The organism is Piscinibacter sp. HJYY11, from assembly GCF_016735515.1.
Classification (GTDB): domain Bacteria; phylum Pseudomonadota; class Gammaproteobacteria; order Burkholderiales; family Burkholderiaceae_C; genus Rhizobacter.
Map to the genome: position 1 here is coordinate 1244919 of NZ_JAERQZ010000001.1, position 15193 is coordinate 1260111.

A 15193-nucleotide genomic window follows, 5' to 3' on the forward strand; every position below is an offset into this window, starting at 1 on the left:
AAGCCTCCCTTGGGGCGGCCCGGCGGGAGGCTTGACATGGCCTTCGTCGTCACCGAAGCCTGCATCCGCTGCAAGTACACGGACTGCGTTGCCGCCTGCCCCGTGGAGTGTTTCCACGAAGGCCCCGACTTCCTCGTCATCGACCCCGCCGCCTGCATCGACTGCGGCGTGTGCGTGCCCGAGTGCCCGGTCGAGGCCATCTTCGACGAGAAGGACTTGGCCCCCGAGCACCACGAGTACATCGCGCTCAACAAGCGCCTGGCCGCGCAGTGGCCGCTCATCACCGCAGCCCAAGACCCCTTGCCCGACGCCGACACGTGGGCCGACCAGAAGAACAAGCGTGCCCTGCTGACCGAAAGCGTCGAGCAGGTTTGAAGGAGACAGAGGTGGAGCCGCTGCGCAGGCACCGATCTTGCGCAACGGCTCTGTGATCGACCGACCACACCAGGAGATTGAGATGACGTTGCCAACCTTCTCGCTTGTTCCTTCCACCCTGATGGCCTGCCTGCTCGTCATGCCCTGCCTCGCCCACGCGGCGAAAGAGGTCGTGACGCTCGGCATCGGCACGCAGAACACCACCACCAACACCGTCACCGGCGGCGTGGTGCTCAAGGAGATGAAGCTCCTCGAGAAACACCTGCCCAAGACTGGCAAGTACGCCAACATCGAGTGGAAGCTCGACTGGCAGAACTTCACCTCCGGCCCGCCGATCACCAACGGCATGGTCGCCGGCAAGCTGCAGATCGGGATGATGGGCGACTACCCGCTCTTGGTGAACGGCGCCACCGGCCAGCAGAACAAGGGCAACGAGACGCAGCTCATCGCGGTGATCGCCTACAACGCCTTCGGCTCCGGCAACGGCGTGGTGGTGCACAAGGACAGCCCGTACTACGAGCTGGCCGACCTCAAGGGCAAGACGGTGTCGGTGCCCTTCGGCTCGGCGGCACACGGGATGATGCTGCAGGCCATGCAGGAGCGCGGCTGGCCCAACGACTTCTGGAACCTGGTGAGCCAGAGCCCCGAGGTCGGCACCACCAACCTGCAGGAAAAGAAGATCGACGGCCACGGCGACTTCGTGCCCTTCGCCGACCTGCTGCCGCACCGCGGCTTCGCCCGCAAGATCTTCGACGGCGCGCAGACCAAGATCCCCACCTTCCACGGCGTGGTGGTGCGCAAGGAGTTCGCCGACAAGTACCCCGAGGCGGTGGTGGCCTACATCAAGGCCCTGATGGAAGCGAACGACTGGGTGCGCAAGGACCCGAAGGCCGCGGCCACGAAGGTGGAGGAATGGACCAAGATCGAGAAGGAGGTGGTCTACCTCTTCCTCGGCCCGGGCGGCATCCACACGCTCGACCCGAGCATCAAGCCGCGCTGGATCGAGACCATCAAGATCGCGCATGGCGTGCTCGCCAAGCTCGGCCGGGTGAAGGACTTCGACGTCAACGCCTGGGTCAACGAGAGCTATGTGCGTGAAGCCTTCAAGCAGCGCGGCCAGGACTACGACGCGCAGAAGCAGACGCTCGCGAACTACGACATCACGGGCAAGGACCCGATCTGCAAGGTGCCGGTCACGCGCCCCAAGGAAGCCGGCGAGATCTGGCTCTCGACCGGCGAGATCGTGCCGGTGAGCTCGCCCGCCTGCCTGCTGGCCGGCGTGAAGCAGTACGAAGCGGCGGGCAAGAAGGTCAATGTCGCCTATCTCTACGACAAGGCGCTCGGCATCAAGGTTGTCGCCGACAAGGCCTTCTACGCGCTCGACGCGAGCAACCCCAAGGCACCGGTGGCCGTGCCCTTCCTGCTGAAGAAGGACGCCGAGGCCCACGCGGCCAAGACCAACGGCAAGCTCGCCACCTACGCCGAGGCCCTGGGCCAGGCCTCGGCCACCGTTGTCGCTACCACCAAGTGAAGTGAGCACCATGCGCGCCCTGCAACGAGTCGAAGACTTCACCCCGCCGCTGGAGGCCGCGCCGGCCCGTGCGGCGGCCGCACCACCCGCCCACGTGGGCCAGGGCGTGACCCCGCTGCCCCTGCCCGTGGCCACGCCCACCACGCCCTCGCTCTGGCGCCGCTTCTGGGACGGCCGCGGCGCGATGCTGCTGATGGCGGCCATCTCGATCGCGGGCGTGCTGCTCTTCTGGCAACTCGCCACGCACTACAAGCTCGACGCCTACATCCGCTTCAACAACATCCCCACGCCGGCGGCGGTGCTGGAGAAGGTGGTCGAGGTCAACAGCAGCCCGAAGTTCATCACCAACATCGGCATCAGCGTGCGGCGCATCCTGCTCGGCTTCCTCGTCGCCACCGTGCTGGGGGTGGGCCTCGGCGTGCTGATCGGGCGCTACCGACTGGTGCGGGGCCTGGCGATGCCGGCGATGGAAATCTTCCGCCCGATCCCGGCCATCGCCTGGGTGCCGATGTCGATCATGCTGTGGCCCGACAACGAGGTGAGCATCGTCTTCATCACTTTCCTCGGCGCCTTCTTCCCCATCCTGCTCAACACGGTGCACGGCGTCGAGTCGCTCGACCCGGTGCTGCTGCGCGCGGCGCGCACGCTGGGCGCCGGTGAAGCGAGCCTCCTGCGCCATGTGGTGATCCCCGGCGCGCTGCCGCACATCTTCACGGGGCTGGCGGTCGGCATGGGCGTGGCGTGGGTGTCGCTGATCGCGGCCGAGATGATCTCGGGCCAGTTCGGCATCGGCTACTTCACCTGGGAGGCGTATTCGCTGATCAGCTACGCCGAGATCGCGCTCGGGATGATCACGATCGGCGTGCTCGGCTTGTTGTGCAGTGGCGGCATCCGCCTGCTGGCGAAGCTGGCCATGCCGTGGCAGGCGCATTCGGGAGGCAAGGCATGAGCAGCACCGTGGCATCGCAGGGGCGCGTCGACGTGCGCGACCTCCACATCCGCTTCAACGTCAAGGGCCAGGAGGTCGAGGCCGTGCGCTCGGCGAGCGTGCACGTGCGGCCGGGCGAGTTCGTCTCGCTGATCGGGCCCTCGGGTTGCGGCAAGTCGACGCTGCTCAACGCGGTGGCCGGCTTCCTCAAGCCCAACGGCGGCCAGGTGATGCTCGACGGGCAGGCCATCACCGGCCCGGGTTCCGACCGTGGCGTGGTGTTCCAGCAGTACTCGCTCTTCCCCTGGATGACGGTGCGCAAGAACGTCGAGTTCGGGCTCAAGATGAAAGGCGTGTCGGCAAGCGAGCGTGAATCGCAGGCGCGCACGCTGCTGGGCCTCGCGGGCCTGCTCTCGTTCGAGAACCACTACCCCGACCAGCTCTCGGGCGGCATGAAGCAGCGCGTGGGCATCGTGCGCGCGCTCGCCACCAGCCCGCAGGTGCTGCTGATGGACGAGCCCTTCGGCGCGCTCGACTCGCAGACCCGCGTCGTGATGCAGGAGATCTTGACCAACATGTGGCAGCGCCTGCGCATCTCGGTGCTCTTCATCACGCACGACATCGACGAGGCGGTGTTCCTCTCCGACCGCATCTACGTGATGACGGCTCGCCCGGGGCGCATCAAGGCCGAGCTGCCGGTGCCGCTGCCGCGGCCGCGCACGCCCGAGATGACGGCCACGCCCGAGTTCGCGGCGATGGTGCGGCAGATCAAGGGCCTCATCCGCGAGGAGAGCATCGCGGCCATGGGCGGAGAGTTGAGCGAAGGCGGCCTCGCCGGGCTGTGCACCGAGGTCGGCCCGCAAGGCGTGGGGCAGCTGGTGTGATGGAGGCCGAGATGCTCTTGTCTGCCGACGCCGTGCCCACCCAAGTGGTGTGGCACGAGACCAGCGGCCTGCTGGAAATGGGCTGGGCCGACGGGCCGCACGTGAAGTTCACCGCGGCGCATCTCAGGTCCGCCTGCAAGTGCTCAGGTTGCGAGCGGCGCCGTCGTGATGGCCAGCCACCGCAGGCGCCTGCCGACGTCGCGCTGACCCAGATCAACCCGATCGGCGAGATGGGCGTGCAGCTCGTCTTCAGCGATGGCCACGACCGCGGCATCTACCCGTGGCCGTATCTGCACCAGCTTTCTCTGCATCAACTCGCCCTGGAGGCATCGCCATGAGCGCCCTCTTCGACTCGCGTGTGCTGAGCGTTCGCCACTGGACCGACCGGCAGTTCTCGTTCACCTGCACCCGCGACCCCGGCTTCCGCTTCCAGAGCGGCCAGTTCACGATGATCGGCCTCGAGGTCGACGGCAAGCCGCTCTTGCGCGCCTACAGCGTGGTGAGCCCGCACTGGGAAGAAACGCTCGAATTCCTCAGCATCAAGGTGCCCGACGGCCCGCTCACCTCGCGCCTGCAGCACATCCAAGTCGGCGACACGGTGAAGATCGGCCGCAAGGCCTCGGGCACGCTGCTCACGCAGAACCTCCTGCCCGGCAAGAACCTGTACCTGCTGTCCACCGGCACGGGCCTCGCACCCTTCATGGCGATGATCCGTGACCCCGAGGTGTACGAGCTCTACGAGAAGGTGATCCTCGTGCACGGCTGCCGCCAGGTCGGCGAGCTGGCCTACGACGAGGTCATCACCAAGGAGCTGCCGGCCAACGAGTACTTCGGTGACCAGGTGAAGGAAAAGCTCATCTACTACCCGACGGTCACGCGCGAGGCCTTCCGCAACCAGGGTCGCATCCCGGTGCTGATGGAAAGCGGCGAATTGACACGCAACATCAAGCTGCCGCCGATCAGCAAGGAGCACGACCGCTTCATGCTCTGTGGCAGCCCCGAGATGCTGCGCGACACACGCGCGCTCTTCGACAAGCTCGGCATGAACGAAGGCAACATGAGCACGCCGGGGCACTTCGTCATCGAGCGGGCCTTCGTCGAGAAGTGAGACCGGATGCTGGCGCAGACGTCTCTGCTCGAGGCTTCGGCGCAAGGCCTGCGTCGCGTCTGGCCCGGCTTGTCGACCTGCGTGCTGATCGCGCTCGCAGCAGGTTTCGTGGCCTCGCTGCACCACGGGCCGCCCATGCTCTATGCGCTGCTGTTCGGCATCGCCATCAGCCAGCACAGCGCCGAAGACCGCATCACCCCGGGGGTCGACCTGTGCAGCCGCGCGCTGCTGCGCCTGGGCATCGGCCTGCTGGGCGCCCGCATCACCTGGGACCAGGTCGCCAGCCTGGGCTGGCCCACGGTCCTCATCGTGGTGGGTGCCGTGGCCAGCACGCTCGCTTGCGGCTGGTGGCTGGCCCGGGTGCTGAAGCTGCCCTGGGCGCTGGGTGTGCTGGCCGGGGGCGCCACGGCGATCTGCGGTGCGTCGGCGGCCCTGGCCATCGCGGCGGTGTTGCCCCGCGCCGATGAAGGCGAGACGCCCACCGAGCGCCATGCGCTGATCGTCGTCGTGATGGCGACGCTGCTGTCGACCGTCGCGATGGTGGCCTACCCCTTGATCGCGCGCCACCTGGAGCTGCCGCCGGCTGCGGCCGGCCTCTTCATCGGCGGCAGCATCCACGATGTGGCGCAGGTGGTGGTGGCGGGCTATTCCATCTCCCCTGCGGCGGGCGATGTCGCGTCGCTGGTCAAGCTGCTGCGGGTGAGCCTGCTGGTGGTGGTGGTGCTGGGCGTGTCCATCGCGTGCCGGGCAACGTCTCCACCGATCGAGAAACGCTCGGGCGCGGCGCTCGGCCGCATCACCGAGTTCGTGCCCGGGTTCCTGTGGCTCTTCCTCCTGCTCGCGGCCCTAAACTCGGTGGGCATGCTGCGCAGTGTCGAGCCCGCGCTGTCGATCGCCTCCCGCGCCTGCCTCGTGCTCGGCGCGGCCGGGCTGGGCATGAAGGCATCGTTCCCGCAGCTCGCGGGCGCCGGATGGCGACCTGTGCTGTTGATGGCCGCCACCAGCGTCTGGCTGGCGTCGGTCGTGCTTGGCGCCGCGTGCGTGTCGACCTGAAAACGCACGCTTCGATGCAGGAGGACGGAATGGCCGATGCCACGCCAGGGCGCGTTGCCCTCTTGTACCCGGGTGATCGCCAGGCACGCGACCGCTCGGACCCGGCCGAGAGCCGCTTTGCCGCCCTGTTCGAAGCGCTGGCCGCGGCCGGCGTGTCGGCCGAGCCTGCCGTGTACCACGATGGGTTTGCGGGCGAAGTCGAGGCACAGCTGAGCCACGTCGACCTGGTGCAGGTCTGGTGCAACCCCATCCAGGACGGCTACCGCCGCGATCGTCTCGACGCGCTGCTTCGCCGCGTGGCCGCGGCCGGTGTGGAGGTCAGCGCGCATCCCGATGCGATCTTGAAGCTCGGGACGAAAGACGTGCTGGTCGCGACGAAAGCGCTGCCCTTCGGCAGCGACGTGCACCGCATCGACAGCCTCGCGCAACTGGCGGCCGATCTCCCGCAGCGCCTGGCCTCCGGGCCTCGCGTGCTCAAGCAGCACCGAGGGCACAGCGGGATCGGCGTCTGGCGCGTGGAACGGCTGGTCGACGGCTCGCCCCTCACGATGCGCCTGCGCCACGCCGAACGCGGCAGCGTCGAAACGACCATGGACCTGCCGGCCTTGCTCGAGCGGATGAAGGAGTACTTCGAGCCGCAGAACGGCGGCCACATGATCGACCAGGCGTGGCAAGCGCGGCTGAGCGACGGCATGGTGCGGGCGTACCTGGTCGAAGACAGGGTCGCGGGGTTCGGCCACCAGGCCATCAACGCGCTCTACCCGGCGCGCCCCGGCGAAGAAGCGCCCGCCGCCGGGCCGCGCCTGTACCACGGGCCGGAGCTTGCGGCCTTCCAGGGCCTGAAGCACCTGCTCGAAACCGGCTGGGTCGAGCAACTGCGCGCCGCGGTCGGCCTTCCGTGCGAGCAGCTGCCCCTGCTGTGGGACTGCGACTTCATGTTCGGGGAACGCCCGGCCTCCGGTGAAGAGCGCTTCGTGCTGTGCGAGATCAACGTGAGCAGCGTGTCGCCGTTCCCGCCCTCGTGCGTTCAGCCGATCGTCGACGCGATCCGGCGGCGCCTGGCGCTTCGCGCCGTCACGACCCGGGCGTGAGTTTCCAGACCTCGCCGTCCTCTTCGTCCGTCACGAGGTAGACGGCGCCGGCCTTGTCCTGCCGCACGTCGCGCACCCGCTTGCCGCGGTCGGCCAGGAGCCATTCTTCGCCGACGACACGCTGCCCTTCGATGACCAGGCGCACGAGCTTCTTGTCTCTCAGGCTGCCCACGAGGAGGTTGCCCTTCCACGCCGGAAAGGCATCGCCCGTGTACCACTGCGCCCCCGAGGGCGCGATGACCGGGTCCCAGTAGTACTGCGGCTGGGCCATGCCTTCACGGGCCGTGGCGCCCTCGCCGATCGGCAGGCCCGAGTACTCCAGCCCATACGCGATGACCGGCCAGCCGTAGTTCTTGCCCTTCTCGATGAGGTTGAGCTCGTCGCCGCCGCGCGTGCCCATCTCCACGACCCAGAGGCTCCCCTGCGGGTCGAAGCCCGCAGCCTGCACGTTGCGCTGGCCCAGGCTCCAGATCTCGGGGCGGGCGCCGGCACGGCCGACGAAGGGGTTGTCCGGCGGCACGCTGCCATCGGGGCGGATGCGCAGGATCTTGCCGTTGTGGCTGTCCATCGCCTGCGCCTGCGGGCGTGTGACACGGTCGGAGCGCTCGCCGGTCGTCACGTATAGCATGCCGTCGGGGCCAAAGGCGAGGCGCGAGCCGTAGTGCTTGTCGCCGTCGTAGGTGGGCAGGGTGCGCAGGATCACGCTCACCTGCTCCAGCCGCGTGCGGTCGGCCGACAGCACGCCCTTGGCCACGCTCGTGCCATTGCCGCCGCTGCGCGGCTCGGAGTAGCTCCAGTAGACGGTGCGGTCGGTGGCGAAGCCCGGGCTCAGCGCCACGTCGAGCAGGCCGCCCTGCCCGCGCGCATCCACCGCGGGCACGCCGGCGATCGGCGCGCCCAGCGTGCCGTTGGCCGAGACGATGCGCATGCGGCCGGGTTTCTCGGTCACCAGCACGGCGCCATCGGGCAGCGGTTCCACCGCCCAGGGTTTGACGAGCCCGGTGGCGAGCACCGTGACCTTCACCGGCGCGCTGCGCGGTGCCGCGCAGGCGCGCGTCTGCCCCGCAAAGGCAGGTCGCTGCGACGGGGCGTTGGCCGCGCGGGTCTCGAGAGGCTGGCAGCCGGTCGCCGCGGACTGGGCCCCCGCGACCACGCAAGCCAGGAGCAGCGGCGCCGCGAGCAGCGCCTGGAGTGGATGTGTCGTCATGGGAGCCCCGGCTGTGTGAAGGCCCGAGCCTAGGGCAAACACAGTTCCCTTCAGACGCTCATGCCTTTGCGGCCAACGATCCCGGGTAGGTGAGCGAACTCGCGTTCGCCGACACGGTGAACACCGCCGTGCTGCCCGCGCTCGACTGCTGCATCAGCGAGGTGTACATCGACATCACGCCGCCCGACGAGCCGGCGTAGCGCGCGGCCTGCGAGATCGCGGCGCGCTGCTGGATGCTGGCCGACAGCTCCAGCGCGTCACGCGCCTGCGTGGCGATGCGGGTGGAGAAACTGGGCCGGCTGGTGTCGGCTTTCAGGAAGGCGGTGACGGCGGCCTTGTCGGCCGCGGCGCCGTTGACCGAGACCGCGCCGCTGCTGCTGACCGAGAACTCGACCGGGCTGGAGAGCTTGACGTTGGCGCGGCCCATGGCGGCGCGCAGGTCGCTCGCGAGCGTGGCCTGCTGCTTGTCGAGCGCGCGACCGGCCACGGCGGCCTGGTGGGTGCTGCCGGCGGCCTTGAGCGCGGCCTCTGCGGTGGTGGCGGCCTGGGCTTTCGCCTTGTCGCTGACGGTGGCCGTGCTGCCGCCGCCGATGAGCGAGCCGGCGCCGGACGACTCGGCCTTGGTCGTGAGAAAGCTCAGGAGCGAACTGGCACTGTTGAAGGAGATCACGCGTGTCCTCGGGCCGAAACGCCGGCCAACCCCATCCTGGCAGCGCCAGGACGCGGCCGATCGAGGCAGGAAGCCGGGTTTCGCCCGGCTCTTCGCGCTTGACCGCCCGCGCCGATCAGGCCACGCGCCGCAGCGGCGGCCGCGCGAGCTCGGTGCCCGCCGACCAGCGGTAGGTGGCCGACACTGTCTCCGACGGCGAGCCTTCGCTGTTCATCTGCTCGCGGTAGAGCAGCGAGGTCTCGCCCTCCTGCGCCGCGTCGACGAACTCGGTGCCGTTCTTGCGCAGCTGGGTCTCGTTGGCGATTACCTCGCGCAGGTACTCGCGGTGGCTCTTGAAGACGATGGGCGCTGGCAGCTGGCCGTCGCCCAGCAGCTCGGCCGGGTCGATGCCCTGCGACTTGCACAGCTCCATCACCACCTGCAGGTGCCCCAGCTCGTAGTCGAGGAAACGCTCCCAGATCGCCTTGATGCGCGGGTTGGTCTCCTGCTCCAGGCAGGCGCTGTAGTTCCACACCTCGCAGGCTTCCTGCAGCAGCATCTTTTCCAGCGGCAGCTCGTCGGGGTTGATCATGCTGCCGTAGTGCGTGATGTGCTGTGACTCGATCGACGCGATCTCGGCGTAGAGCTGCCGCGCCATCGGGTCGGTGAAGAGCGGCCCGATGTTCATGTAGTAGTCGTGCGTCTGGTACTCGCCGCCGGTCAGCGTCAAGGCGTGCAGCTTGGTGGCAAGCGTGGCGGTGCGTTCGTAGGGGCGCAGCAGCTCGTGCTCGGGCGCGCGGTGGTGCACCATCGTCGGCCGCGCCGGGATGATGTCGGTGTGCCCCTGGGTGATGTTGTTGGCGTCCTTGCCTTCCAGGCGATCGAGCAGCGCGCTGTAGCGGTAGAGGTGGTCGAAGTCTTCGAGCAGCGCGTAGCGGTAGCCCTGCGCGAGGTAGGGGTCGGCCTCGAGCTGGGCGACGGAGGCCGTCACCTCGATGGCGGTCTGCTCGTAGCCGATGGTGGTCTCGATGGGCGAATGGTCGGCACCGATCAGCCAGTTGATGAGCGTCGCCTGGTGCTGCTCGGTGCGCATCAGCTTCGCGATGGGCTCCCGAAGCGGGCCGTTGGTGCGCAGCATCACCTGCTTCATGCGCAGGGAGTCGAGCTCCACGCCGTTCATGAGGATCACGCGCACACGCGTGAAGGCCTCGTCGTCGAGCTTGGAGATCGGGTTCTGCACGAGCTCCTTCCAGGTGAACTTCTGGCGGTCGAGCGACACGCCGCGGTCGGTGAAAAGGTTGATGGCCATGGGCTTGCCTCCTGGATCAGACGGCCGCGGGCTTGGGGTCTTCGACCACCAGCCCGGTCAACCATTGTTTGACGATGAGCAGGTGCTCCTGCTCCTGCGCGAGCGCGCCGAGGAACTGGCCTGCGAGGTCACCCTCGCCCATGTCGTCGGCCAGCGTCGCCAGCAGCTCCCAACCGGCGTTGTCTGCAAGTTCTACGGCAAGCATCGCGTTGAGGCACTGGGCGAGCGTGGTGCGCGGGTCGTTGAGCACCTGCATGAAGCCGCTGGACGCGAGCGCCGTCACGTCGGCGCAGGGCGTCATGCAGGTCGGGTCGCCGCCCATCTTGACGATGGCCTGCGTGATGAGCTGGAAGTGCTCGAGCTCTTCGCCCCGGATGCGGTGGAGCAAGGCCTCGGCCGTCTCGGGCGAGCGGGCCTGGCCGTCGGGGCCTTCGAGCAGCACGGCGGGCAACACATCGCCCTGGTCGAGCTGCGCGGCCGATTCGTACTTGAGGATCAGCGCGTCGTACAGGCGCACGCCGGTGCGCTCGTAGGCCAGGCGCTCGCCGAGCTTGTCGAGGAACACGCCGGGGTGCTTGCCCTGCAGCTTGGAAAGCCCTGACTTGGCCACGCCCTTCAGCGTGGTGGGCACGGGAATGGAGCCGACGGCGTCGGACTCGTCGATGTACGCGAGCTTCTGCGATTCCATCTCGGACGTGTCGATCTCGTCGAACGGCGTGAGCTCGTCGGTGGCTTGTGTCATGGCGGCCAGCGCGGCGGGGGCGAGCGTCGCTCCCGTCATGTTGGGGCCGAGGGAAGTGGGTTGCATGTGGGCGGCCTCTGCGTGTGTGGGTTGCGGGTGTAGAGCTCACATTCGGCAAGGGGTGTGCCATTGCGCGTTTTCCCTCGGCACGTCGATTGCACCCCGCGGCCATGGCCCTTTTCGCGTCCGTTTCGAGCAACCATCGCCGTGTGTTGACCGGGCTCTGGGAGGCGGCCTGGGCGCAGCGCCGCCGCACCATCGCCGCCATCGCGCTGCTGGTGCTGGCCAAGCTCGCCTCCGTGACGGTGCCGCTGCTGCTGAAGGCCATCGTCGACCGCTTCAGCCGCCCGGAAAACCTCGCCGCCGGCAGCACCGCCGCCGGCACGCAGAGCGACCCGGTGGTGCTCGTGCTGCCCGTCTTCCTGCTGCTCGCCTACGCCTTGCTGCGCTTCGGCAGCACCTTGTTCACCGAGCTGCGCGACCTGGTGTTCGCGCCCGTCACGCGGCGCACGGTCACGGCGGTGTCGGAGCGCAGCTTCGCGCACCTCATGTCGCTCAGCCCGCGTTTCCATGTGCTGCGCAACACCGGCTCGCTGATCCGCGACGTGGAGCGCGGCACCGCCGGCGTGGGCTTCCTGCTCGGTGCGGGGCTCTTCACCGTGGTGCCCACGCTGGTGGAGTTCGTGGCGGTTCTGTGCGTGCTGGCCGCAGCCTACAGCCTGTGGTTCACGCTGATCGTGCTCGTCACCTTCTTCGTCTACGCGGCGGTCACCATGCTGCTCACGCAGCGGCGCGAGCTGCACCAGCGGCGCGTCAACGAGATGGATTCGCGCGCCAACGGGCGGCTCGTCGACAGCCTGCTCAACTACGAGACGGTGAAGACCCACGCGCGCGAGGAAGACGAGCGCCAGCGCTACGCCGACATCTGCGCCGAGTGGGTGCGCGGCAGCCTCAGCAACCAGCGTGCGCTCTCGGTGCTGCACATCAGCCAGAGCGCGGTGATCGCCGTGGGCGTGGCGGCGGTGATGATGCTCGCCGCCCACCAGACGGTGCAAGGCGTGATGACGGTCGGCGACCTCGTGCTCGTCAACGCCTACATCATCCAGATCTGCCTGCCGCTCAACGCGCTGGGCTTCGTCTTCCGCGAGGCGAGCGATGCGCTCGTCAACACAGAGAAGCTCTTCACCCTGCTCGACCAGAAGCCTGACATTCAGGACGCGCCCGGCACGCCCGCGCTCACGGTGCGCGAAGGCGTGGTGCAGTTCGAGCACGTCGACTTCTCCTACGAGCCCGGCCGCCAGGTGCTGTGGGACGTGAGCGTCACCATCGACGCCGGCAAGACGGTGGCGGTGGTGGGCGGCAGCGGCTCGGGCAAGTCGACGCTCGCGCGGCTCCTGATGCGGCTATACGAGGCCGATGCCGGCGACATCCGCATCGACGGCCAGAGCGTGCGCGAGGTCACGCTCGCCTCGCTGCGCCGTGCCATCGGGGTGGTGCCGCAGGACACGGTGCTCTTCAACGACACCATCGCCTACAACATCGCCTACGGCCGCCAGGGCGCCGGCCTGGCCGACGTGGTGGAAGCGGCCAAGGCGGCGCAGGTGCACGAGTTCGTGCTCTCGCTGCCGCAGCAGTACGACACGCGCGTCGGCGAGCGCGGCTTGAAGCTCTCGGGCGGCGAGAAGCAGCGCATCGCCATCGCACGCGCCTTCCTGAAGAACCCGCCGATCATGGTGTTCGACGAAGCCACCTCGGCGCTCGACACCCGCGCCGAGCGCGCCATCCAGGGCGAGCTCGACCGCATCGCGCAGGGCCGCAGCACGCTCGTGATCGCGCACCGGCTGTCGACCATCGTCGATGCCGACGAGATCATCGTGATGGACAAGGGCCGCATCGTCGAACGTGGCCGCCACGACGACCTGCTCGCGAAAGATGGGCTCTACGCGCAGCTGTGGAACCTGCAGCGTCAGCAGCAGCAGTTCGAGCGCCTGGAGCGGCAGCTCGCGCGCCGGCCGGTCAACCTGGTGTCGCTGGTGGCGAACGCGATCGACGGCCTGCGCGACGTCATCGAAGCGCGGCGCGTGCGCCTGGCCACCGAAATCGACATCGACGACGCCAGCATCACCGGCGACCCCGGCACGCTGGCCCAGGCGCTGCGCGAGCTGTGCTTCTGGGCGCTGCAGGCCACGCCGCCCGGCGGCCGCATCGAGCTGAGCCTCACGCGAAGCGGCAACCAGGCACGGCTTGCCGTCACCGACGGGCGCCACCACGCCGGCACCGCCGACGGGCCCATGCCTGTCTCGCCCGAAGGCGACGGCACGCCGATCGACCCGATGCAGCTGCGCTCCACCATCGAGCGCCAGGGCGGCAGCCTGGTGATCGAGCAGGCCGGTGCGCTGAAGGGCATGCGCTACGTGGTCGAGCTGCCGCTGCGGGCGATCTCGGTGCCGGCTGCGCCGGCGCCCGCGAGCGAAGAGCAGCCGCTCGCCGGCCTCACCGTGATGGTGGTCGACGACCAGGCCGACGCGCGCGACTCGCTCGGCATGGCGCTCTCGCTCGACGGCGCCTCGGTCGTGCCCTTCGGCCACGGCGGCGAAGCGCTCGCCTGGCTCGCCAGCCAGCCCACGCACGCCTGGCCGCACGCGATGCTGTGCGACATCCTGCTCGGCCCGCAGGAAGACGGCTACGCGGTGATGCAGCACGTGCGCCAGCTCGAAGACCAGCGGGGGCGCCGCGAGGAACAGCGAATGCCTGCCATCGCGCTGACTGGCCTCGCGGAAGGCGGCGACCGCGCGCAGGCGCTGGCCGCAGGCTTCCAGATGCATCTCTCGAAGCCGGTCGAACTGCAGACGCTGGTGGGTGCGCTGTGCGCCCTCACCGGCCGCCCCTTCCAACCAGAGACGCTCCAGGAGACCCCCGCATGACCCAGCCCGCCCCCAGCCACTTCGCCGACGTGGACGCCGCCCGCCGCGCCATCGCCCTCGCCCTGCCGATGATCGAGCCCGCGATGCGCGAGCCCGGTGTGTGCGGCAGCGGCTTTCTCGTCATCGTGGTGATGGACCCGGCGCTGCGGCCCGACCAGTGCGTCTTCGAGGAAGCGGTGCTGCTGGAGCACTGCATCGGCGACCGCACCCGGTGGGATGCCGACTACGCCGGCTTCGCTCGCGCCAAGGCGCGCCTGAGCTGGTGCAGCGGCCTCGGCAGCAGCGAGATCCAGCACGCACGCGCGCACACGCTGCGCCAGGGCGACAGCCTGCTGTGGGGCAGCGTCTGCGTCGACGGCATCGTGGTCGGCGTGAGCGGTGCCGAAGCGTGGTGGGACGAAGCCTTCGCCACCGCCGTGGCGGCCAACCTGCGCGCCATCGCGAAGGAGCGGCATGCGGCCGCCGTGAAGGCGGGGCGCCTGTCGGTGTGATCCGGCCGCGGTGGCTTTCACCGCAGCTTTTTCAATTTCGGTAAACGGCGGCGCCGGCGGCGCGGCCGCGTTCACAGCGCCGGCGGTGGCACACCGCGTGCCGTAGCAGCCTCACCGCTTCTCAGGAGTCACCATGACCGCCACACGCCCTTCATCCGTCCAAGGCAAGACCATCATCATCACCGGGGGCTCGCGCGGCCTCGGTGCCGCCATCGCACAAGTGCTCGGAGAGGAAGGCGCCCAGCTCGTCATCGCCGACATCGCGCTCGAGCGCGCAGAAGACCGCGTGGCCGTGCTCGCCGAAAGCGGCATCAAGGCACTCGCGATGCCGCTCGACGTCGGCAACGACGACGACGTGCGCAAGGTCGTCACCGCCGCGCGCGAAAAGTTCGGCCGGCTCGACGCGGTGGTCAACAACGCCGCCATCGACATCACCGTGCCCGTCGCCGAGCTGAGCTGCAGCGACTGGGAGCGCATCGTCCAGACCAACCTCACCGGCCCCTTCCTGATGGCCAAGCACGCGGCTGCGGTGATGGGCGCGAAAGGCGCCAACGGGCAAGGCGGCGGTCACATCATCAACATCGCCTCCACCGCCGCCAAGCGCGCATGGCCCAACGCCTCGGCCTACCACGCCACCAAGTGGGGCCTGCTGGGCCTCTCGCACGCGCTGCACGCCGAACTGCGGCCGCAGGGCATCAAGGTCACGGCGGTGGTGGCCGGTGGCATGCGCACCCCCTTCCTGCTCGACCGCTTCCCCGACATCGACCCGGGCGTGCTGCAGGACCCGCTCAACGTCGCCCGCGCGGTGCATTTCGCCCTGACGCAGCCCGACGAGACGGTGGTGCCCGAGATCACCGTGCTGCCGATGCGCGAAACCTCCTGGCCCTGACAGGCCACGGAC

At 69.0% G+C, this 15193-nt stretch carries 15 protein-coding genes; 11 read left to right on the forward strand and 4 right to left on the reverse strand.

All coding sequences use genetic code 11. The annotated features are described in order from the left end of the window. The first annotated feature begins 36 nt into the window (after positions 1-36). The 8 genes from fdxA (at position 37) to JI745_RS05655 (ending at position 6970) form a co-directional block, all read left to right on the forward strand. Complete coding sequence (gene fdxA / locus JI745_RS05620; RefSeq protein WP_201804488.1) at positions 37-375, forward strand: ferredoxin FdxA; 339 nt, start codon at positions 37-39, stop codon at positions 373-375. 82 nt (positions 376-457) lie between these two features. Next, positions 458-1906, forward strand: coding sequence for an ABC transporter substrate-binding protein (locus tag JI745_RS05625; RefSeq protein WP_201804494.1), 1449 nt, complete (start codon positions 458-460; stop codon positions 1904-1906). 10 nt (positions 1907-1916) lie between these two features. Further along, positions 1917-2855 (forward strand): ABC transporter permease, encoded by a 939-nt coding sequence (locus tag JI745_RS05630; RefSeq protein ID WP_201804496.1) that lies wholly within the window; start codon positions 1917-1919, stop codon positions 2853-2855. Further along, complete coding sequence (locus JI745_RS05635; RefSeq protein WP_201804497.1) at positions 2852-3718, forward strand: ABC transporter ATP-binding protein; 867 nt, start codon at positions 2852-2854, stop codon at positions 3716-3718. Before JI745_RS05630 ends, JI745_RS05635 begins: the two co-directional genes overlap by 4 nt. Before the next feature lie 11 nt (positions 3719-3729). Continuing rightward, the gene (locus JI745_RS05640) at positions 3730-4056 is read left to right on the forward strand and encodes a DUF971 domain-containing protein (protein ID WP_201804498.1); all 327 of its coding nucleotides are present in this window, start codon (positions 3730-3732) and stop codon (positions 4054-4056) included. Continuing rightward, entirely contained in the window at positions 4053-4826 is a 774-nt protein-coding gene (locus tag JI745_RS05645) for a ferredoxin--NADP reductase (protein WP_201804499.1), read from the forward strand. The genes JI745_RS05640 and JI745_RS05645 overlap by 4 nt, the downstream gene beginning before the upstream one ends. A gap of 6 nt (positions 4827-4832) precedes the next feature. Beyond that, positions 4833-5879, forward strand: a complete 1047-nt coding sequence (locus JI745_RS05650) for a YeiH family protein (protein WP_201804500.1) — start codon at positions 4833-4835, stop codon at positions 5877-5879. 29 nt (positions 5880-5908) lie between these two features. After that, positions 5909-6970, forward strand: a complete 1062-nt coding sequence (locus tag JI745_RS05655) for a Cj0069 family protein (RefSeq protein WP_201804505.1) — start codon at positions 5909-5911, stop codon at positions 6968-6970. Here the strand turns inward: JI745_RS05655 and JI745_RS05660 are convergent. The 4 genes from JI745_RS05660 to JI745_RS05675 form a co-directional block, all read right to left on the reverse strand. Further along, a complete protein-coding gene (locus tag JI745_RS05660; RefSeq protein WP_201804506.1) occupies positions 6954-8177 on the reverse strand; it encodes a PQQ-dependent sugar dehydrogenase in 1224 nt (407 codons plus the stop codon). The two genes, JI745_RS05655 and JI745_RS05660, sit on opposite strands and share 17 nt — an antisense overlap. Positions 8178-8235: 58 nt before the next feature. Next, on the reverse strand, positions 8236-8847 hold the full coding sequence (locus JI745_RS05665) for a hypothetical protein (RefSeq protein ID WP_201804507.1): 612 nt from the start codon (positions 8845-8847) through the stop codon (positions 8236-8238). 115 nt (positions 8848-8962) lie between these two features. Then, a complete protein-coding gene (locus JI745_RS05670) occupies positions 8963-10135 on the reverse strand; it encodes a hypothetical protein (RefSeq protein ID WP_201804509.1) in 1173 nt (390 codons plus the stop codon). A gap of 16 nt (positions 10136-10151) precedes the next feature. Then, a complete protein-coding gene (locus tag JI745_RS05675; RefSeq protein ID WP_201804510.1) occupies positions 10152-10943 on the reverse strand; it encodes a ferritin-like domain-containing protein in 792 nt (263 codons plus the stop codon). 104 nt (positions 10944-11047) lie between these two features. Between JI745_RS05675 and JI745_RS05680 the strand changes: the two genes are divergently transcribed. The 3 genes from JI745_RS05680 (at position 11048) to JI745_RS05690 (ending at position 15181) form a co-directional block, all read left to right on the forward strand. Next, positions 11048-13801, forward strand: a complete 2754-nt coding sequence (locus JI745_RS05680; RefSeq protein ID WP_201804511.1) for an ATP-binding cassette domain-containing protein — start codon at positions 11048-11050, stop codon at positions 13799-13801. Continuing rightward, positions 13798-14292 (forward strand): hypothetical protein, encoded by a 495-nt coding sequence (locus JI745_RS05685; protein WP_201804513.1) that lies wholly within the window; start codon positions 13798-13800, stop codon positions 14290-14292. The genes JI745_RS05680 and JI745_RS05685 overlap by 4 nt, the downstream gene beginning before the upstream one ends. A gap of 133 nt (positions 14293-14425) precedes the next feature. Next, positions 14426-15181 carry an SDR family oxidoreductase gene (locus JI745_RS05690; protein WP_201804514.1) on the forward strand — a complete coding sequence of 252 codons (756 nt, stop codon included), beginning with the start codon at positions 14426-14428 and terminating at the stop codon, positions 15179-15181. Positions 15182-15193 lie beyond the last annotated feature (12 nt).

Excerpts from the sequence above, each read along its gene's own strand:
- JI745_RS05630 (WP_201804496.1), top strand. The coding sequence starts at position 1,917 with ATGCGCGCCCTGCAACGAGTCGAAGACTTCACCCCGCCGCTGGAGGCC.
- JI745_RS05640 (WP_201804498.1), top strand. The coding sequence starts at position 3,730 with ATGCTCTTGTCTGCCGACGCCGTGCCCACCCAAGTGGTGTGGCACGAG.
- JI745_RS05655 (WP_201804505.1), top strand. The coding sequence starts at position 5,909 with ATGGCCGATGCCACGCCAGGGCGCGTTGCCCTCTTGTACCCGGGTGAT.
- JI745_RS05690 (WP_201804514.1), top strand. The coding sequence starts at position 14,426 with ATGACCGCCACACGCCCTTCATCCGTCCAAGGCAAGACCATCATCATC.
- JI745_RS05650 (WP_201804500.1), top strand. The coding sequence starts at position 4,833 with ATGCTGGCGCAGACGTCTCTGCTCGAGGCTTCGGCGCAAGGCCTGCGT.
- JI745_RS05625 (WP_201804494.1), top strand. The coding sequence starts at position 458 with ATGACGTTGCCAACCTTCTCGCTTGTTCCTTCCACCCTGATGGCCTGC.
- JI745_RS05670 (WP_201804509.1), bottom strand. The coding sequence starts at position 10,135 with ATGGCCATCAACCTTTTCACCGACCGCGGCGTGTCGCTCGACCGCCAG.
- fdxA (WP_201804488.1), top strand. The coding sequence starts at position 37 with ATGGCCTTCGTCGTCACCGAAGCCTGCATCCGCTGCAAGTACACGGAC.
- JI745_RS05645 (WP_201804499.1), top strand. The coding sequence starts at position 4,053 with ATGAGCGCCCTCTTCGACTCGCGTGTGCTGAGCGTTCGCCACTGGACC.
- JI745_RS05680 (WP_201804511.1), top strand. The coding sequence starts at position 11,048 with ATGGCCCTTTTCGCGTCCGTTTCGAGCAACCATCGCCGTGTGTTGACC.
- JI745_RS05675 (WP_201804510.1), bottom strand. The coding sequence starts at position 10,943 with ATGCAACCCACTTCCCTCGGCCCCAACATGACGGGAGCGACGCTCGCC.
- JI745_RS05660 (WP_201804506.1), bottom strand. The coding sequence starts at position 8,177 with ATGACGACACATCCACTCCAGGCGCTGCTCGCGGCGCCGCTGCTCCTG.
- JI745_RS05685 (WP_201804513.1), top strand. The coding sequence starts at position 13,798 with ATGACCCAGCCCGCCCCCAGCCACTTCGCCGACGTGGACGCCGCCCGC.
- JI745_RS05635 (WP_201804497.1), top strand. The coding sequence starts at position 2,852 with ATGAGCAGCACCGTGGCATCGCAGGGGCGCGTCGACGTGCGCGACCTC.